The sequence below is a fragment of the Ureibacillus manganicus DSM 26584 genome, from assembly GCF_000772945.1.
Lineage (GTDB): Bacteria > Bacillota > Bacilli > Bacillales_A > Planococcaceae > Ureibacillus > Ureibacillus manganicus.
Genome location: NZ_JPVN01000023.1, coordinates 16686 through 36965, shown reverse-complemented (window position 1 = coordinate 36965; position 20280 = coordinate 16686). Strand labels below are relative to the sequence as shown.

The following is a 20280-nucleotide window of genomic DNA, read 5'->3' as shown; positions in this document are numbered from 1 at the left end:
GAAAATGAATTCATTATTATAATAATTGTGTTAGCACTCATCAGATGAGAGTGCTAATAAGAAATCTAAAAAATATAAATAATAATATTCTAGGAGGTTGTTTCACTTGTTAAGACCATTAGGTGATCGTATCATTATCGAACTAGTTGAGGTGGAAGAAAAAACTGCATCAGGACTTGTTCTTCCGGATTCAGCAAAAGAAAAACCATCACAAGGTAAAGTTGTAGCAGTAGGAACTGGTCGTGTTCTAGATAACGGCACACGCGTCGAGCTTGAAGTGAAAGAAGGAGACACTATCATCTTCTCAAAATATTCAGGCACAGAAGTGAAATATGAAGGAAACGAATATTTAATTTTACGTGAAAGTGACATTTTAGCAGTTATTGGCTAAGAAACAAAAATTTAAAGCTACTATGCGTTGGTCTAAGCGCATGATTGATACTATTTTGAAAGTTAATTTATATTGGAGGGTAACAAAATGGCAAAAGACATTAAATTCTCAGAAGATGCTCGTTCTTTAATGCTTCAAGGTGTAGATAAATTAGCAAACACTGTTAAAGTAACATTAGGGCCAAAAGGTCGTAACGTTGTTCTAGAGAAAAAATTTGGTTCTCCATTAATTACTAATGATGGTGTAACAATTGCGAAAGAAATCGAATTAGAAAATCCATATGAAAATATGGGTGCAAAATTAGTTGCAGAAGTTGCATCTAAAACAAACGAAATCGCTGGAGACGGTACAACTACAGCAACTGTTTTAGCTCAAGCTATGATTCGTGAAGGTCTTAAAAACGTTACAGCTGGTGCAAATCCAGTTGGAATTCGTAAAGGGATTGATAAAGCGGTAGCTACAGCAATCGAAGAATTAAAATCTATTTCTCGTCCAGTAGAAAACAAGGAAGAAATTGCACAAGTTGCAGCGATTTCTTCATCAGATGAAGAAGTTGGAACATTCATCGCTGACGCTATGGAACGCGTTGGTACTGACGGTGTAATTACAATTGAAGAATCTAAAGGATTCACTACTGAATTAGATGTAGTAGAAGGTATGCAATTCGATCGTGGATATGTATCTCACTACATGGTAACTGATACAGACAAAATGGAAGCTGTATTAGATAACCCATACATCTTAATTACTGACAAAAAAATCACTAGTATCCAAGAAATCTTACCTTTACTTGAACAAGTTGTACAACAAGGTCGTCCATTATTAATTATTGCTGAAGATATCGAAGGTGAAGCGTTAGCGACATTAGTACTTAACAAACTACGTGGTACATTCCAAGTTGTTGCTGTTAAAGCTCCTGGTTTCGGTGACCGTCGTAAAGCAATGCTTGAAGACGTAGCGATTTTAACTGGTGGTCAAGTAATCACTGCAGATCTTGGTTTAGATCTAAAAACTGCAGATGTTACATCACTAGGTAGAGCAGCTAAAGTTGTTGTAAACAAAGACAACACTACAATCGTTGAAGGTTCAGGAAGCAGCGATGCAATTGAAAGCCGTGTAAACCAAATCCGCTCTCAAATTGCTGAAACTACTTCTGAATTTGATAGAGAAAAATTACAAGAGCGCTTAGCGAAATTAGCTGGCGGTGTAGCAGTAATTAAAGTTGGTGCTGCAACAGAAACTGAACTAAAAGAGCGCAAACTTCGTATTGAAGACGCATTAAATTCAACTCGTGCGGCAGTTGAAGAAGGTATCGTATCAGGTGGTGGTACTGCACTTCTTAACATCTACGGCTCTGTAGAAAAAGTATTAAACGAAGTTGAAGGCGACGTTGCAACAGGTGTGAAAATTGTTCTTCGTGCTCTTGAAGAACCAGTTCGTCAAATCGCTAACAACGCAGGTCTTGAAGGATCAATCATCGTTGACCGCTTAAAACGCGAAGAAATCGGTGTAGGCTTTAACGCTGCAACTAGCGAATGGGTAAACATGATCGATGCTGGTATCGTAGACCCTGCTAAAGTAACTCGTTCTGCACTTCAAAATGCTGCATCTGTAGCTGCTTTATTCTTAACAACTGAAGCAGTAGTAGCAGACATTCCAGAACCAGCTGGCCCAGCAATGCCTGACATGGGCGGTATGGGCGGCATGATGTAATAAGCCGTCTGAACCCTTGATATGTATGGGCTTGTATGTAAGGCGAAGGTGAAATGCTAACATTTTGCTAACATAGAGGATATTAACGGAGGCTTCTCAAAAGTTCAATGAACTTTTGAGAGGCTTCTTTTTTTATTTATTTCGTTACGGGTAGATAGTGTTTTTAATAATTTGATCAACTGAATGACCAAAACTATCCATAATTTGTTCAAGTGCTACACAACGCCCTGTCAGAAGCGATGTACGTGTATGTCGAACTGATAGATACTAAAAAAGCAAGTAAGTAAGTAAGTTAATAATAAAGAGTGTAAAGAAATCTTCTTTACACTCAAGAAATTACATGTTTAGTTTTTATTAAAATACTCTAAAAAAGCATTGGAAATTTCAACACCTTGATATGTTAAAAGTGAAATAGAAGTCAACGAGAACATACCAATCATAATAAATCGAATCCACATCATTTTTCATTTCCTCCTCTGAAATAGGTTAGTAGTATCTATTTCAAAGAGTTGATTAAATAATTCGATTGATAAAAAATGGTTGTAAGTAGCATAAGTCTTCTAGTTAACGCAGCAAACAGACTAAAGGAACTAGTAATACTTAAGATAATCAAAACTAAAACTGTTTGTGGAGTAAGGTTAAAATCCTTAAGTTTTCCATTATCATCAATTGGGTAGTCTGGAATTTGGTTATCAACTAGATAGATTTCTTCATCAACTATAGATTGAGGGTAATCGTAAAGAAAATGACAACAAAAGCTATATATTAAAATCAAAGCAATAAGGCTTAAGTATCTATTCAAAAAACGCCACACCCCTTAAAAGAAATTCGTAAAATTATTTATAACATAATTTTAGAAATTAGTATATTAAATACTAATAGTAATTAAGGTTATTATAGGTTATAAAAGGATATATTAGTTAATTATAACAGATAAATATTTATATTTTTCTAAGGCAATCTAGTAAAAAATCCCGTTAAAGATTACCATTCTAATATTTACAGACTTGAAAATTTTGGAGCACATAGTAACAGATAGTACTCACCTTCAACTTACGTTCGGTATGATGTAAATAACTAAGAATTAACTTGCAATCTACCTATATATAATCAAGGATTTATACAGTACTAACAATTGAAGTGAATATTAATATATTAACCAGTGATGAAATATACATAATTAGGCAAGCGAATATCACTTTCAGTAAAAAGTAACATTTTAAATGGCTGGAGCTGTTTCTACACGATGATAATACCAAGTATGTACAATAAAGTAATGCAACATGTAAAGATTAGCTTTGCCGCACTTCTGATAATTTTAATAGTGTTCAATTATGCTTCAAGCACAATATACTCTAGCAATTATTCACCTAGAAAGGTTTACTATGTTTCGATTGATGGAGATAATTCAAATCCTGGAACAAAACAATTACCTTGGCGAACAATTCAAAAAGCATCCAATACGATAGTTGCGGGAGAAACTGTTTTAGTGAGGGGTGGTATATACGAAGAATTTGTTGAAATCAGAAATTCAGGGTCAGCCAAAGATGGATATATTACTTTCCAAGCGTACCCTGGCGAACAGCCGATTTTGGAAGGGAAAAACTTAAAACCTACAAGTGCCAACAACAGTCTGTTATTAATACAAGATGCAAGTTATGTTGTTGTACAAGGTTTCGAAATTCGCGGACTTACAACGTCAAGTTCTAATGATTATATTTCTGGAATGAAAGTGCGTGGTGGCGGATCATATATATCTATTTTAGACAATAACATTCATGGTATAACGAATTATTCGGAAAAGGGCAATGCTCATGGATTATTAGTCTATGGTGATTCAACGATTCCGATAGAAAATATTAAAATTAGTGGTAATGAGGTGCATCATTTAGTTTCAGGGTCAAGCGAATCATTAACATTGGATGGTAATGTAAAAGATTTTGTCGTTGACTATAATACAGTACATGATACCAATAATGTTGGTATTGATATAATTGGTCATTACAATACTTGTTCAGATCCATGTGTAGATCAAGCGCGAAATGGGATTGTAGCACACAATGTTGTTTACAATATTGACACGTCTACTAATCCTGCTTATGGAGCCTTGGGGCATCGTTCTGCAGCTGGTATATATATCGATGGTGGTACCAATATAATTGTAGAAAACAATGAAGTCTTTAATAGTAACTTTGGTGTAGAGTTAGCAAGTGAGAATTACGGGATGGCCACAAGTGATGTTATTTTACGCAATAACTTTTTGCATCATAACCAAGGTGCGGGAATTATTATGGGTGGTTCTAGCGAAGAAAACGGTGGTGCACAGAATAATATCATTATTAATAATACGTTATATATGAATGATTCATTGAATCAAGGATATGGAGAAATTACGCTACAACATTATAATTCAAACAATATTTTTGCTAATAATATAATCTACACAGCCCCTAATAATAGGTTTATTAAGAAAAGTGAGAAGACAGGCAGCAGCAATTTCATAGATTATAATCTTTATTATCGTGAAGGTGGAGTGGATTCTTCAAGTTGGCGCTATGATGGAGAGATATATAGTACTTGGAAAGACTTTAAATATGCGACAGGATATGATCACCATTCTATATTTGCTGATCCTTTATTGGTTGATATCGAAAACAATAGTCCGTATATATCGGATAAATCACCAGCTATTGACCAGGGGACTTTCCAGTATGATCCTACTATGAAGAAAGACTATTATAATCTTCAACGAGTTGTAGGAAAGGGTATTGATATTGGTGCTGCAGAATATAAAAACGGGGTTTTGCCTAGCAAGCCTTTACAAGATAAGCACCCTAGATTAATTCCAGCTGAAGAAACTAAGACGGATTCTAATGTTAATTTGCCATTGGTTGTTATAGATGGGAAAGTGAATGAGTGGAAGAATATCACACCTTCACTAGCAGATGGTGCAAATATAAAATCCGCCAAGTTTACAAATGACTCGGAGAATCTATACATGTTAGTGGAAGGAAGTAATTTAAACAATAAATTACAAGTGTATATTAATGCAGATGGGAATGAACAAACAGGTTATCAATCTTCAAATTGGTCGACAAAAGGAATTGACTATTTACTAGAATCAATCAGATTCTATAGTTACGACGGAGACGGAACGAACTGGGCGTTTAAAGAAATAGTAAATTTACGTAAAATTAATAAGTATACAGGAGATGGAAATATAATAGAAATAGCGATTCCGTTAAATCTATTAAATCTTGTACCTGGACAACAATTAAAGTTAGGTGTTCTATTGAACGATAATAAATTAGATAAGCTCCCTATGAGTGGAGATATGTTCACTTATAAAATTAAATAATGTTTTTCAGTAAACACATCTGGAAGTTATGGTCCTTTATTGATGAAGTTAGATACGTTAACAATGTACTTATTCATGATAAAGGACTTTTTTGCAGTCTACATTTTAGGTATGTTTGCTAGTGAACGAATGTAGAAGAAAAGCTGTAAATAATAACATAAAAAGCTATCATTATTTGTTCGAAAATTGTACAGTATCAGGTAGTATAATATATCTTATTGCTCAATTAAAATGGAAAATGTAAAGTTACAACGATTATTAAGTGCTAAATACCTACATTTCTTTATACAATATATAAAGAAATGTAAAAGTTGAGAGAATACTATAAATTGAATCTAATATGAAACTGGTGATAGGATGAAAGTTTTAATAACTGGAGGATATGGCTTTATTGGATCCCATGTTGCAGATCGGTTTCATCAAGAAGGACATGAAGTGTTCATTATTGATAACTTGAGTACAGGAAGAAAAGAGAATGTTAAATTCAAGCATAAAGGATATATATTATCAGTCGAGGATCCTAAATGTGTAGAGATTTTTAAATCACATCAATTTGATGCAGTTGTTCACCTAGCAGCACAAGTAAGTGTAGCTACTTCGGTATCCAATCCCATAATTGATGCAAAATCAAATGTAGTGGGACTCGTAAATATGTTGAACATTTCTGCAATGCATCGTGTAAAAAGATTTATCTATGCTTCCTCAGCTGCTGTCTATGGATATCAAACTGAATTACCTATTCCTGAAGAAGCGAACTGTAATCCTATTTCACCGTATGGTATTAGTAAAGTTACTGGAGAGCTGTATTGTCAAAAATGGCAGGAACTATATTATTTACCGACTATAATGTTTCGTTTTTCTAATGTTTATGGCCCTCGTCAAAATAGCTTAGGTGAAGCTGGAGTTATTTCAATCTTTATGGATCGTTTTATTTCTCAGCAGCCATATATCGTGTATGGAGATGGTGAGCAGACAAGGGATTTTATTTATGTAGAAGATGTAGCATATGCGATTTACAGAAGTGTAAATAGTTCTCAAACAGGTATTTATAACCTATCTTCTAATGAGCAAATCTCTATCAATCAAATAATTAATATATTAAATGAAATACAAGGAACTAACGAAGTAAAATATACACATAAAAGAACCGGTGATATTGATAATTCTGTGTTGGATAATCGTAAAGTTATGCGTGATTTAGATTGGTCACCATTATATACAATTCAAGAAGGACTACGTAAAACGGCAGAGCATTTCATGGAAAATAGAGTGCGACGCAAAAAAAAAAAGAAAAATGAATCAGTAACCCGTAAAAAAGCACGACAAACATTTCGTAAAGTACAACCATTTGTTGAAAATATCGTTGCTTTTGTGTTAGTCGCTTGGCTGACACTTCATTTTTTAAATAACACATACGGAATTGTTGATGTGAGGTTATTTTATATTACAATCATTGGGATTCTATATGGTAGTCGTCAAGCTGTACTTGCAGTATTTCTATCTTCGGCCTTATTAATATATCAAAAGCTATCTGAAGGTAGAGATATTGTTTCTTTAACATATGACACCAACTTTTTCTTCCAAATTGCGATATACATTTTCGTTGGCTTAGTTGTAGGATATACAATAGAAAGAAAAAATGTCCTAATTAAACAACATGGATTAGAGGTAAATGAACTAAGTGAACGTTATGCTTTTTTAGAAAGTGTCTATACAGAAGTTCGCGAAGTAAAAGACGAGCTCCAATCACGTATATTAAATGCGGGAGATAGTTATGGGAAAATCTATTCAGCGACGAAGGAATTAGAAAGTTTAGAACCAGAACGTGTTTTCGGGTCTGCAGTAAATGTTGTCAAATCAATTCTACAAGCACCTAAAGTAATGATTTATATGGTAAACCCAAATCAGACATATTTACGACTTTTAGCTAGTACCGGATATCATACAAATGATATACCAAAGTCCTTAAAAGTATCAGATCATGAATTCGTTTCTAGTACAATTCAGACAGGAAAGGTATATGCGAACAAAAAATTAGAGCAAGGGGTACCGCTAATGGTTGCGCCACTTTTTCATAATGATAAAGTAACGGCCATTATTGCTATTGACGGATTGCCATTTGAGAATTTCTCGTTATATCATCAAAACTTGTTCCGTATTACGACAGATTTAATAGCTTCTGCACTTAGTAAAGCGTTATCTTACATTGAAGCAACCGAATCCAAGCGATATGTAGAGAATACTATGATTCTCAAACCTGAGGTGTTTAGTGAAATCTTGACTTCAAAAATGCAAACATATGAACAGTATCAAGTTCCTTATTTATTGTTACGTGCGGATATGAAAAACATAGCAAATAGAGATGTGTCTGAGTATTTATCCTCCAAATTGAGAGAAACTGATTATATTGGTTTAGATAGTGAAGGTAGATTGCTGGTTTTATTTTCCAATACGAGCGAGAAAGATAAGCAAAACATTGTTAATCGTTTAGCTCATCCTTTAATTGATTTTTCGGAAGTAACGAAGGAGCAATTAGTATGTATCTAATAATCTACAGTATATATTTACTTGCCTCAATCCTATTAATCTCTTTATTGTATCGAAAATCTTGGCAAGATTGGTTAATGAAAGTAATGATTATTGCTACCTTACCTGGTATTGGGTGGCTATTTCCGATATTTTGGCCAAAGAGCATTATTAGACATAATGTAGAAAATTTAAATGATTATATGACACGTCTTGAAGAAGAACTTAAAGTGAAAAGGAACAGCATTTATCAACGAGTGGAACGTCATGAGGAACTCGACATTATACCCCTTGAAGAAGCACTTTTAGTAAGTGAGTATAAGACTCGCCGTAAAGTAATGATCGATGTTCTAAAGCAAGACGTTGTCAATTATTTAGAAATCTTGCAACACGCAGTGAGCAATGAAGACAAAGAAACCTCCTATTATGCAGTAAGTGCAATTATGGAATTAAAAAGAAAATTGCAACTGGCTTTACAAGAACTTGCGCTAAATTATGAAAAGGATTCGTCAAATTTACAAGTGGTCAGAACATATGCAGAAGTCTTACAATCTTATTTGAAAAGTGGTTTCTTAGATGAACGAACATTATTAAAATATCGTTATACTTATCGCTCTGTGTTAGAAAAGTTGATCGAAATTAAACAAGATCTAGAATGGGCTCATAAAGAAAAAGTAGAAATTGAAATTACTTTAAAGTTATATGATGATGCTAAACAGAGTGCTCTTAAATTTCTCGATACATTTCAATATTGCGAAGATTCTTATTTATGCTTGATGAAAGTCTACTATGAAATGAAATCATATCAGAAAGTTCAAGAAACGTTGAATAGCTTAAAGAAATCACCAATAAAGTTGTCTAATCGTGCTTTAACAATGGTAAGGTTTTGGTCTAAAGGAGCATAAAGATGAAAAAGGGCGTAAAGTTACATCGTAATATTTACATCATATTGCTATTTGTATTACTTCTTGCAGTAGCATCGCAATTTGCGAGGTCGAAGTTTGTATTAGAATTTAGCCATAATGAAAATGTGCATCAACAATATCAGCAAGTGAAACAAAAATATCTAGCTTCGCTTAATGAAGAACCTTCTACTACTACTGCGATTAGTGACCGAAATTATTGTGTTTTGTACGATAGTCGAGATACGTTAAGTGTAGGAATTAAAGATAATTCCCTGCAAGTTTTGGAGTATATGCAACAACCATATACAACAGTTGATTTGGATATCAACGATGTAGATGTAAGTGAGTGTCAGGCAATTCTAATGACATCATCATTGAATAGAGTTGAATCTGAAATACAATCGATTATTGACTATGTCGAAGATGGTGGATACATGTATGTCATGCGTTTAGATAACCCTTCACCTGTATTCAATCAAATATATCGTAAATTAGGTTTTTTAAATTTTTCTTACCTTAAAGGTGAATATGGAATTGAACTTACTTCTAATGTGCTGATTAACCAAAAAGGGATTCAATATGATGGGGATTTCATTTATAACGATGTCTTGATAGGTGAGATAGAAGATTCTGCAGAATTATTAGCAACAACGATTAATCACACCCCGTTAATGTGGAAAAAAACATTTGGAGATGGGGCGTTCCTTGTTTTCAATGGTAGCAGCCTAGATACAAAGGAATCGAGAGGGCTTATTGCTGGTGGAATTAGTATGTTGGAGCCAGATTATATTTACCCAATCTTTAATACGAAATTATTTTATATAGATGATTTTCCAGCACCAATTCCTCAGGGGATTAATGATGTGATTTATAAGGATTATCAAATGGATATTACAACTTTTTTTCAAAATATTTGGTGGCCACAAATGATTAGGGTTGCTAAATTAAATGACATTAAATATACAGCTATGGTCATCCAAACGTACGGTGATGATGTAATAGGGCCTTTTCAATCTCGGGAAGATGAGGAATTGCATAATTTAATCGGATACGGTAGAGAAGTTATTAAAAGTGGTGGTGAGATTGGGATCCACGGATATAATCACCAATCATTGCAAATGGATCCGCAAATAGCCGACTATTTTGACTATAATGAGTGGCAAACTTCGGAGGATATGAAAGAATCAATTCGAACGGTTTTACAATATATTAAACGAGCTTTTCCTAACTATAATGTTATGTCATATGTTCCTCCTTCCAATGTCCTAAGTTCAGAAGGAAGACAAGCGTTAGTAGATACATGGCCAAATTTAGCGGTTATTTCATCTTTATACATGACAGATCCTTTTGAACGTTCATATGTACAAGAATTTCAAATTACATCCGATGGCATTATTGAAATGCCAAGGGTTACTTCTGGTTACTTTGACACGGAATATAATAAATGGCTAGAGGCGAATACAATTACATCAATAGGTGTGTTTTCACACTTTATCCATCCAGATGATTTGTTAGACAAGGAACGAGGTCGTCAGCAAACGTGGGAAAGTTTGTATAAAGATTTTGAAGACTTATTAGAAAGATTGCATAGTACCTATCCATGGTTACGAAGTATTACTTCAACGCAAGCAGCAGTTAGTGTTGCTAACCAGCTTCAAAGTGACATGGATGTTACGAAAGATAAGAATAAACTACAAGTTACTACTACATCAGAATCAGCTGAACAGTACTTTATATTAAGGACAGATAAAAAAATTAAAATGCTGGAGCACTGTATCGTAGAAAAAATTGATAAAGACATATATCTAGTAACAGCATTCAATAAGAACTTTTCTATTGGATTAGGCGGGTGATACGATGAAAATTTGCATAATTGCTGAAGGCTCTTACCCTTATGTTACAGGAGGCGTATCCAGTTGGATCCAAAGTATAATTCAGGGAATGCCCGAGCATGAGTTCGTAATCTATGCAATTGTTGCGGAAAAGAAGCAAAAAGGAAAGTTTAAGTATCAATTACCTGACAATGTTGTAGAAGTCAAAGAAACTTTTCTCGATTCCTATTTAGAGGAAGATAGTAAATGGGGTAGAAATTTTAAACTATCTGAGAAGGAAAAACATAATGTAAAGGCATTACTTGGAGCAGAGGGAGATATCGATTGGGCAGGTTTTATTAAGATGTTGCGAAGTACCCGGTTTCGGAATGTTTCCGACTTTTTAACGAGCCGTGATTTTTTTGATATTTTACAAGAATTATGTGAGGAAAAGTATCCGTTAGTTCCTTTCACTGAAATGTTTTGGACTGTACGCTCAATGATTTTGCCACTTTTTATTACTATACGAGAAGATATTCCTCAGGCAGATCTTTATCATAGTGTATCAACTGGCTATGCAGGAATTATCGGAGCAGTCACGAAGGTGGTTTATCGGAAGCCTTATCTTCTAACTGAACATGGTATTTATTCTCGTGAGCGGGAAGAAGAGATAATAAAGGCAGACTGGGTAAAAGGTTATTTTAAAGATTTGTGGATTCAATATTTTTATCGACTTTCTGCCAGTGCTTATAGTCATTCAGATTGGGTGACAACATTATTTGGACGTAATAAGGAAATTGAAATGGAATTAGGATGCGCGGAGGAAAAAATAGAAATTATTCCAAACGGTGTAAAAGTATTAGAATATAAAGGTTTGCCTACTGAGAAACCAGAATCTTTGTATTATATTGGTGCAATTGTTCGTGTTGTACCTATTAAAGACATTAAGACATTGTTGCAAAGTTTTTCAATCATAAAGCATGAAATACCAAACGCCAAATTTTTTGTAATGGGTCCTTATGAGGAAAACCAGGAGTATTATGAAGAATGTCTGCAGCTAATAGAATTATTGGAGCTTGAGGATGTTGAGTTTACAGGCTCAGTTCAGATAAAAGATTATATTGGAAAGATGGATCTATTAATGTTGACGAGCATTAGTGAAGGTCAGCCATTATCGATACTCGAAGCTATGGCTGCGGGTAAACCAGTTGTTGCAACTGATGTTGGTAGCTGTAGAGAGTTAATAGAAGGATTAGATGATAGGATAGGCGCATCTGGTTTTGTTGTACCAGTTATGCACTATGAAGAGTTAGCACATGCGGCTATTACGCTATATAAAGATGAAAAATTACGCCACGAAATGGGACGCAATGCATATAAACGTGTAGAGATGTTTTATAGACAAGAAGATGTCATAAAAAAATATCGTAATTTATACGACAGAATAGGGGGAGGAAATGATGGCAGGAATAGGATTTGAGCTTAGAAAGTTATTTCGTGAACAGGGGCTAATGAACCATCTGAAGGCGTATGCTTATTCCTCTTTAACGACAGTCGGGCCTATGATTTTGAGCATGATTCTTATTGTTGCAATGCAAAAAGTTACATCTACCGATAACATGAATTATTTGGATTGGCAACTATATATTGCTACAGTATCCTATTGTTTTATTTTTTCTATTGTGTTTACAAGTGGCATTTCCATGGTGCTTACACGTTACTCAGCAGATATGTTGTATGAGAAAAAATACACACGTTTAATGTCCTCATACTATGGATCATTGATTGTTATGTTACCAATTGTGGCGGTAGTAGCACTATTATTTTTGAGTGGAATATCGGCAAATTGGATTTACAAGATAGCAGCATATTTCTTTATTATGATTCTCATTATTGTTTGGATTCAAGGTGTCTTTTTATCAGCATTGAAAGATTATATGCGAATTGTACGAGGGTTTGCTATTGGGACAGTTGTTGCATTGTGTAGCGGGTGGCTTATTTCAAATGTTACAATAATGGACTCTAGTACTTCAGCGTTATTTGGATTAGATATAGGGTTTTTAATTATGGTGATTCTTACCAATTTCCACTTTGAACAAAAATTCCCACAAGCAGAGCAAAAATACTTTTTTGAGTTCTTAAGTTATTTCAAAAAGTATGCATCATTGTTTTTTGCTGGCTGTTTTCTTTATTCAGGAATATATTTACATAACTTTGTTTATTGGTTAGGACCAAATCGTAGTGTAATAGCAGACCAATTTCTTATTATGCCATACTATGATACAGCTGTATTCTATGCATTTATATCTGTATTACCGACATTTGTGACATTTGTTGTTTCTGTAGAAACTGCTTTTTATGAGAAATTCCGCTTATATTATTTGAATATTATACATGGCGGAACAATTCGTGATATCACTACTGCCAAGCAACAAATGCAGAAAACACTTGTGAAAGAAATTAGTGTGCTCATGGAGATTCAATTATTATTTACAATTCTATCGATTGCTTTTGGTATTAAGTTTTTACCGATGATCGGATTTACTATGGAACAATTGGATTTGTTTATCATTTTAACATTAGCGTATTTTTTATTTATTATCTATTTTGTACTAACACATATTTTAATGTATTTTGATGATCGGAAAGGAGTACTAGGAATTAGTTTCATATTTGTTGTTTTAAATATTATTTGTAGCTATTGGATGATGCAATTAGAAAGTGATGGGTTAGGGATGTTTATAGCATCAGGTATTGCATTAGGACTAGTGATAGCTAGATTACTATATATTCTGCGAAATATTGATTATTATACATTTTGTGCTCAGCCCATTACCGTAAAAACTGCTCGCAAAAAGCATAAGCAATTTAGTAAACCCTTTACGACTACTTTTATTCTCCTCATTTCGATATTGCTACTTTCGGCATGTACTGGATTAGAAAACGATTCGCAGAAGGAAGATTTGGATGGTGGAAATAATATCATTAATCGTGCTTTAATGCCTGATGAAGCGACTTCTGTGTTTTCGGAAGATAAAAAGGTTTACGAACGTGATGATGATTCGTCTTTGAAAACTTTGTATATCACCGTTTTACCTAATGAAGACGCAGGTGAACCGTTCGATTGGTACGCACTTAATCGTCAGCCAGAGAAGGCAGATTCAAAAAAATTACCGATACTCGTACAAGAAGGGTATAGCGACGAAAATGGACCGAGTTCAGGGATGTTTGGATACGGTACTACAAATAAAAATGCGACTATTGAACTTCGTGGAAATACTGCTTGGTATTTGCAACAAAAATCGTTTCGAATAAAGTTAAATGAAGAAGCAGGATTATATTTAGACCAGCGAACAATTAATTTAAATAAACATAGCAATGACTTTTCACGGATAAAAAATAAGTTAAGTTTTGATTTAATGGAACAAATTCCAAATATCACGAGTTTGAGAACTCAGTTTATCCATTTATATGTAAAGGATTTATCAACGGGTTTAAAAGATGCACCTTATGAGGATTACGGTTTATTCACCCATGTAGAACAACCGAATAAGATGTTTTTGAAATCACATATGCTTGATCCAAATGCTTATTTATATAAAGTTACTTTTTTTGAATTTAATAGATATGAAGAGAAGATAAAAGAAGAAACGGACCCTAATTTTAACAAGGAGAATTTTGAATCCATATTAGAAATAAAAGGTCGAGAAGAACATGGGAAACTCATCAAAATGCTTGAAGATGTGAATAATTTAAGTTTGCCAATTGAGGAAATAATGAATGAGCATTTTGATGAAGATAATTTTTTAACGTGGGTAGCTATTAATATTTTAATGGATAATATGGATACGGATGCAAATAACTTCTATCTTTATTCACCTATCAATAGCAATAAGTGGTATTTTCTCCCTTGGGACTATGATGGTGGATGGGAGCAACAAAGACGAACTAATAATATACGTTCCTACCAAAATGGGATCAGTAACTTTTGGGGGCAAATTTTAGCTAACCGGTATTTTAGAAAAGAAGGTAATGTAGAGAAATTAAAAGCTAAGGTTGAAGAATTGCATACACAATATATTAATAAGGATACAATTGAAGCGCAATTAAAGAGTTATCAAGAGATTGTCGAGCCTTTTCTATACCGTCAGCCCGATATAAACTTTTTACCAAATAATGTACTCAATTATAATGAGGAATTAAATATCATTCTGCAAACCCCAGAAGAAAGCATAAAACGATTTTATGAGGACATCGAAAAACCAAAGCCATACTACATGGATGAAGTTGAAGATTTAGGGGGGAAATTGAAATTCACATGGGAAATCTCATTTGACTTACAAGATGATGAGCTATTCTATGATTTTACAATTTCGAAGAACTTAGACTTTACAGATATCGTGTATGAACAAAAAGATTTAACAGTAAATTTCATAGAAATTGATAAACTGCCAGCTGGAAAATATTATTGGAAATCTGGTGTAAGAGATCACAAGGGGAATCGACAAGACGCCTTTGATTTTGTACTTGATGAAGAAGATAAAAGTAGAGACGGTATAAGGGAATTTGAGGTGAAGTAGATTGCAGAATCGTGATCAAAAATATAGAACGGAGCAAAAATATTATTTATACCTTCATGATTATTTGACTTTGAGAAATAAAATAGCTACAGTTCTTCCGTTAGACCCTCACTCTGTCAGCCCTGATGGCTACAATATTCGTAGCTTATATTTTGATGATCCGTTAAGAAGTGCATTGCAACTAAAAAATGATGGTATTTTTAGAAGAGAGAAATTCCGAATTCGAATTTACAATGGAAATGACAAGGTTATTAATCTAGAACGAAAGAACAAACGAGGAGATTACGTATACAAAGAATCTGCTTCAATAACGCTTGATGAGTACAAAAAAGTGTTAGAAGGAGATTATAGCTTTTTGTTGCAAAGGAAAGAAAAATTACTACATGAATTTTATATTGCTTTAAACACATATCACTTTCAGCCAAGTGTCATTGTAGATTATTGGCGTGAGGCTTATATACACGAATGGGGTAATGTTCGTATTACGTTTGATAAAAAATTATCAGCGGGTATTAATACGATAGATTTATTTAATCCTCAATTAGTATTGGAAGAAGTACTTCCGACAGAACTAACGATTTTGGAAGTGAAGTTCGATTCCTTTCTGCCGGATCATATTCGCCAAATATTACAGCCTAAGAGTCATATCCGATCCACAATTTCGAAATATGTACTGTGTAAAGAAAGAGCAATTCAACATTTTAAAGAATAAAGTTCGGGTGGTGGAAAAGATATGAGTTTTGAGGATTTTTTTAAGAATAGTGTTTTACAGTTAGAAGCATTTCGCTCAATATCTTATGTGAATATGATTTTCGGTCTACTCTTTGCGTTTTTAATAGGTATGTTTATCTTTTGGGTTTACAAAAAAACATTCCGTGGCGTCGTTTACAGTTATAATTACAATATTTCATTTGTACTAATGACAATGATTACATCGCTAGTTATTATGACGATTAGTACAAATATTATTTTGTCCCTCGGTATGGTTGGAGCACTGAGTATTGTACGTTTTAGAACAGCTGTAAAAGATCCACTTGATATTGTGTATATGTTTTGGGCTCTTTCAGCTGGTATTGCTTGTGGTGCCCGCATATATCCGCTCGCAATAGGGGGCTCTTTAGTGATTGGCGCTGTTGTGGTGCTATTGTCCAGACATAAAATTAGAGAACAATCGTTTTTACTCATTATTCGTCATACTGATGAAGCTGTAGGTTCTTTAAGGTCGGAGCTTAGGAAGCTTAATACAAAATTAAAGTCAAAAACAGTTCGGAAAGGTTATACAGAATTAACTGTAGAAATTACTTTACGTGACGATAATACAAACTTTGTCCATGTTATTAGTGAAATCGATGGAGTCAATGATGTATCTCTTGTGAATTATACTGGAGACTATGCACAGTAATAGATAGATTGCTAGAAACTAATTAATTACATTAAATAATAATAAACACCACATAAAAAATACAACGAAGTAGCACAATTTGCTACTTCGTTTTTATCTACAAAAATTATTTATTTTTTACTTTTCGTCAATTTGGCAATATAGCTCACAAAAATGAGAAGGGTTTAACTTTTCACCAGTTATTTTGCTAATTTTCTCATTCCATTTGTATAAAGCACCTGTCTTGAAATATTGATTTATTAACATATCACCAGTAGCCTTTGTAAAGATATCAGGGGATATAGTGTTCTCAATATAACGTTGCAATTGTGCAGCCATTAGCTCACCAAGTAAGTAGTTTTGATAATATACGGGAGCTAATGTAAAGTGTATTTTTGCAGCCCAGTCAGGTTGGTCAGTTGAATCTGGAGGAGTCACTAATTGAACGCGACTTACAATATCCCACCATAAAGTATTTAAATCTTGATCAGGATTTTCGTACAATTCCTTTTCAAAGTAGACAAATGTAATAATCCATCTACCAGCAATTAACATAGATAACTTTTGGAATTTTTCTAGTTCAGGAGAAAGTTCTTGAATAGTCTCCTCATTGATATTTAAAAACTGGCGCAACCATCTTGGATCTTTGCCCATTTTACCAAACAGCATAGCAATGGCTTCTGTTGTTAAAATATGGCTTGGTGCTCGTAAGATAAATGGAAGCTCCCGGTCAATATATTTAAAATAGGCTGCATGCCCAAATTCGTGTAAGTTTGTCTCCATCCAATAGGAATTTTCTTCAAGATTACAAAGGACTCTTACATCTCCTTCACGGTCCATATCTGTACAGAAAGCAGTAGGATTTTTCTTTTCACGTGGATATAAGTCACTTTTCTCATATAAATCAGAAATTTCAATTCCCATAGATAAGAAAGTATCCGTCGTTTTCTGTAAAATATCTTTACCCTTATAGAATGAATCTAAGTTTGTTTTCTCAGATGGTGGTGCTTCTTGGAAGAATGGATCCACATAATGCCAAGGGCGAATTTCAGAAGGAGTAATCCCAAATTTATCGGCTAATCTTTCATCTAATTCCTTTTTCATTGAACGATAAGCACTATCTGATTGTGTGATTAAATCATTAAAAATTGAAAATACTTCTTGCTGATCCAAATCTTGAAGGGCAAAACTCATTTGGTAATGATTCTCGTATCCTAGCAATCTAGCAGCTTCATTTCGCTTTTTTACAAGCTCTAGAAGATCCTTTTCGACAATCTTTCCAACTTCCTTACTTGCATACCATACTTTTTTACGAAGCTCCTGATCAGTACTGTTGATTAGAACGTTTCGAATCTCATTTGCTGAATATTTCTTGCCTTCTACCTCAGGGATATATGAGTTAAACATAAGATTTAAGTCAGAGGAGCGCTTTGATAAGTCTGCAAGAACTTCCTCCGGTAGTAGATTTCCTTTTATTCTATCTAATATAATCTCTAGTTGTCGTTTCTCAATATCTGTTAAGTTTTCATATTCTAAATAGTTTTTTGTTTCCTCATAGGTTTCCTTTTTAGAGAATAATAAGCTAAGTTTCGTTCTTGCCTCACTTTGTTTAGCTGCCCATTTTGGGTCACCTGTAGTTTGTGCCATCCAACTAGCTTCTGCGCCATCTCTCATCAATAGTTGTATTTGATCATTAAACTTTTGTAAAAAAGTTTGTACGTTTTTACTCATACTTGGCCCATCCTTTCACTCGTTTATCTGTCCTGTCCATAACGATTAGTGTGAATTGTGTGTATTTTCAGTTATGGAATTAATACCCATTATATACTAAATGATAGTAAGAAAAAAATATGTCACTTCAGTAGAAAAGAAACTAATTGTTCTAATGAACTCACCTACTCAATTTGTTTAAAATATCTAATTGAGTTGACCATTGTAACTTTTAATTTTTAAAAAAGTGTATGGAATATAATGTAACTTTTGTATAGTTTGTTGTCCAATGTTAATAAATTTGGAATTTTCATTGTTTTCGATTAACAATGGGTGCAGCATTTTATTGGCTATTTGGTCTAACGACTTCAACATAGAAAAATTATACAATTTAATTTAAAGAATTGAATTTGTTTAGAATAAACAAACATTCAATCTACTCGACTTTTAAAATCTACTAATTGGAGGTTTCAAATGGAAAAGGAAAAAAGTGCTAAAAAGAAGTTTCAACTTCCGCATATTTATGTCATCTTATTTATTTTCAGTGCTCTAGCGGCAATTTCTACTTACTTTATTTCAGCAGGTCAGTTTGAGCGTGTGCCAGGTCCTGACGGAAGAACAGCAATTGATCCTAACTCATATTCACAAGTGGAAGCTGCGCCAATTGGTATAGCCGATTTCCTTACTGTTATTCCGCGGGGACTAATAGATGCTGGGGAAATTGTATTTTTCACCTTTATAATTGGCGGTATGTTTATGGTGCTGAAAACAACTGGAATTATTGAAGTGGTTGTGGACAGGCTTGCAAACCGTTTTGCGAAAAATAGCATTTTGCTGATTCCGATTTTAACAACAGTATTTGGGGTTGGGGCAACATTAATTGGAACTCCTGAACTATCACTAGTTTATATTCCTGTAATTATGCCATTAATCATTGCCTTAGGGTATGATTCCATTGTAGCTGCAGCTATTGCTCTTGTTGGTACAGTTGTAGGGTTTACCACGGGAGTTTTAAACCCAATTAACGTAGGATTATCGCAAAAAATTGTAGGAATACCGGTATTTTCTGGATTGCCATTGCGTTTAATTCTATTTATTGTCTGTATATCAGTGGGAATTTATTTCATCATGAGATATGCAAAAAAAGTACAGCAGAATCCTATAAAAAGCTATGTTTATGAAGATGACCAAGAAAAAAGGGGACTTTACAAGCAAAAAGATAAAATTGAAGCGAAAAGCATGAACACAAGACAAAAATACGCTTCCGTTGCTGCACTCATCTTCCTCGGAATATTAGTATATGGTGTGCTTAATCTCGGTTGGTTCATGGTAGAAATGGCAGGTCTGTTTATCTTTATGGGAATCGTAGTCGGACTTATTGCCGGACTTAACGCTACCCAGATTTCTAACGCTTTTACGGAAGGATTCCGTGAGGTTCTTATGGGAGCCATTATTATTGGTCTTGCCCGATCTGTTGCTGTTGTACTAGAAGATGGACAAATTATGGATACAATCGTATACAGCCTCGGTTCATTGGTTGGTGAGATGCCATCTATCCTCGGTGCAGTAGGTATGTATCTAGTACAGCTGGCTATAAACTTTATTATACCGTCGGGAAGTGGACAGGCCTTAGTTACGATGCCGATCATGGGGCCACTTTCAGACATTATTGGTGTTACAAGACAGACAGCTGTACTTGCGTTCCAGTTCGGGGACGGCTTTGCTCATATTCTATTCCCGACTTCTGGTTACTTTATGGCTGCACTCGTTATTGCAGGCGTATCTTGGCAAAAGTGGATTCGTTTCTATATGCCCCTATTCCTAGTATTCTCGGCAATAGGGATTGTCACACTAGTGATCGCCCAGATGATTCAATATACAGGCTGATCACATTTAGTAATAAAA

Annotated in this window: 13 protein-coding genes; 11 read left to right on the top strand and 2 right to left on the bottom strand. The window is 34.2% G+C overall.

Features of this window, described 5'->3' with window-relative positions:
- Positions 1–106: 106 nt before the first annotated feature.
- Together groES and groL are read left to right on the top strand one after the other, a co-directional pair.
- Positions 107–391, top strand: a complete 285-nt coding sequence (gene groES / locus CD29_RS15600; RefSeq protein WP_036188883.1) for a co-chaperone GroES — start codon at positions 107–109, stop codon at positions 389–391.
- An 87-nt stretch (positions 392–478) separates the two neighbouring features.
- Positions 479–2104, top strand: coding sequence for a chaperonin GroEL (gene groL, locus CD29_RS15595; RefSeq protein ID WP_036188880.1), 1626 nt, complete (start codon positions 479–481; stop codon positions 2102–2104).
- Positions 2105–2600: 496 nt separating this feature from the next.
- Here groL and CD29_RS15590 read toward each other — a convergent pair whose 3' ends face one another.
- Positions 2601–2906, bottom strand: coding sequence for a hypothetical protein (locus CD29_RS15590; RefSeq protein WP_036188877.1), 306 nt, complete (start codon positions 2904–2906; stop codon positions 2601–2603).
- Positions 2907–3350: 444 nt separating this feature from the next.
- On the opposite strand from CD29_RS15590, the gene CD29_RS15585 reads away from it, so the two are divergent.
- From CD29_RS15585 to CD29_RS15545, 8 genes are all read left to right on the top strand, one after another.
- Positions 3351–5462, top strand: a complete 2112-nt coding sequence (locus tag CD29_RS15585; protein ID WP_052124205.1) for a right-handed parallel beta-helix repeat-containing protein — start codon at positions 3351–3353, stop codon at positions 5460–5462.
- Between the two features lie 357 nt (positions 5463–5819).
- Complete coding sequence (locus CD29_RS15580; RefSeq protein WP_036188873.1) at positions 5820–8009, top strand: NAD-dependent epimerase/dehydratase family protein; 2190 nt, start codon at positions 5820–5822, stop codon at positions 8007–8009.
- Entirely contained in the window at positions 8000–8893 is an 894-nt protein-coding gene (locus CD29_RS15575) for a tetratricopeptide repeat protein (protein ID WP_036188871.1), read from the top strand. The genes CD29_RS15580 and CD29_RS15575 overlap by 10 nt, the downstream gene beginning before the upstream one ends.
- 2 nt (positions 8894–8895) lie before the next feature.
- Positions 8896–10746, top strand: coding sequence for a DUF2194 domain-containing protein (locus CD29_RS15570; RefSeq protein ID WP_036188869.1), 1851 nt, complete (start codon positions 8896–8898; stop codon positions 10744–10746).
- A gap of 4 nt (positions 10747–10750) precedes the next feature.
- Positions 10751–12184 carry a GT4 family glycosyltransferase PelF gene (gene pelF / locus CD29_RS15565; RefSeq protein WP_036188867.1) on the top strand — a complete coding sequence of 478 codons (1434 nt, stop codon included), beginning with the start codon at positions 10751–10753 and terminating at the stop codon, positions 12182–12184.
- Positions 12162–15284: an exopolysaccharide Pel transporter PelG gene (pelG, locus tag CD29_RS19750; protein WP_081976292.1), complete on the top strand. Its 3123-nt coding sequence runs from the start codon at positions 12162–12164 to the stop codon at positions 15282–15284. The genes pelF and pelG overlap by 23 nt, the downstream gene beginning before the upstream one ends.
- 1 nt (position 15285) lies before the next feature.
- A complete protein-coding gene (locus tag CD29_RS15550; protein ID WP_036188865.1) occupies positions 15286–15996 on the top strand; it encodes a polyphosphate polymerase domain-containing protein in 711 nt (236 codons plus the stop codon).
- A gap of 21 nt (positions 15997–16017) precedes the next feature.
- A complete protein-coding gene (locus tag CD29_RS15545) occupies positions 16018–16686 on the top strand; it encodes a DUF4956 domain-containing protein (RefSeq protein ID WP_036188862.1) in 669 nt (222 codons plus the stop codon).
- 117 nt (positions 16687–16803) lie between these two features.
- On the opposite strand, the gene CD29_RS15540 is transcribed toward CD29_RS15545, so the two are convergent.
- Positions 16804–18396 carry a M2 family metallopeptidase gene (locus CD29_RS15540; protein ID WP_036188859.1) on the bottom strand — a complete coding sequence of 531 codons (1593 nt, stop codon included), beginning with the start codon at positions 18394–18396 and terminating at the stop codon, positions 16804–16806.
- A gap of 453 nt (positions 18397–18849) precedes the next feature.
- On the opposite strand from CD29_RS15540, the gene CD29_RS15535 reads away from it, so the two are divergent.
- Positions 18850–20262 carry a YfcC family protein gene (locus CD29_RS15535; protein WP_036188857.1) on the top strand — a complete coding sequence of 471 codons (1413 nt, stop codon included), beginning with the start codon at positions 18850–18852 and terminating at the stop codon, positions 20260–20262.
- Positions 20263–20280 lie beyond the last annotated feature (18 nt).

Coding starts and splice junctions, on each gene's coding strand:
- CD29_RS15535 (WP_036188857.1), top strand. CDS start 18,850: ATGGAAAAGGAAAAAAGTGCTAAAAAGAAGTTTCAACTTCCGCATATT.
- groL (WP_036188880.1), top strand. CDS start 479: ATGGCAAAAGACATTAAATTCTCAGAAGATGCTCGTTCTTTAATGCTT.
- CD29_RS15585 (WP_052124205.1), top strand. CDS start 3,351: ATGATAATACCAAGTATGTACAATAAAGTAATGCAACATGTAAAGATT.
- pelF (WP_036188867.1), top strand. CDS start 10,751: ATGAAAATTTGCATAATTGCTGAAGGCTCTTACCCTTATGTTACAGGA.
- pelG (WP_081976292.1), top strand. CDS start 12,162: ATGATGGCAGGAATAGGATTTGAGCTTAGAAAGTTATTTCGTGAACAG.
- CD29_RS15575 (WP_036188871.1), top strand. CDS start 8,000: ATGTATCTAATAATCTACAGTATATATTTACTTGCCTCAATCCTATTA.
- CD29_RS15545 (WP_036188862.1), top strand. CDS start 16,018: ATGAGTTTTGAGGATTTTTTTAAGAATAGTGTTTTACAGTTAGAAGCA.
- CD29_RS15580 (WP_036188873.1), top strand. CDS start 5,820: ATGAAAGTTTTAATAACTGGAGGATATGGCTTTATTGGATCCCATGTT.
- CD29_RS15570 (WP_036188869.1), top strand. CDS start 8,896: ATGAAAAAGGGCGTAAAGTTACATCGTAATATTTACATCATATTGCTA.
- CD29_RS15540 (WP_036188859.1), bottom strand. CDS start 18,396: ATGAGTAAAAACGTACAAACTTTTTTACAAAAGTTTAATGATCAAATA.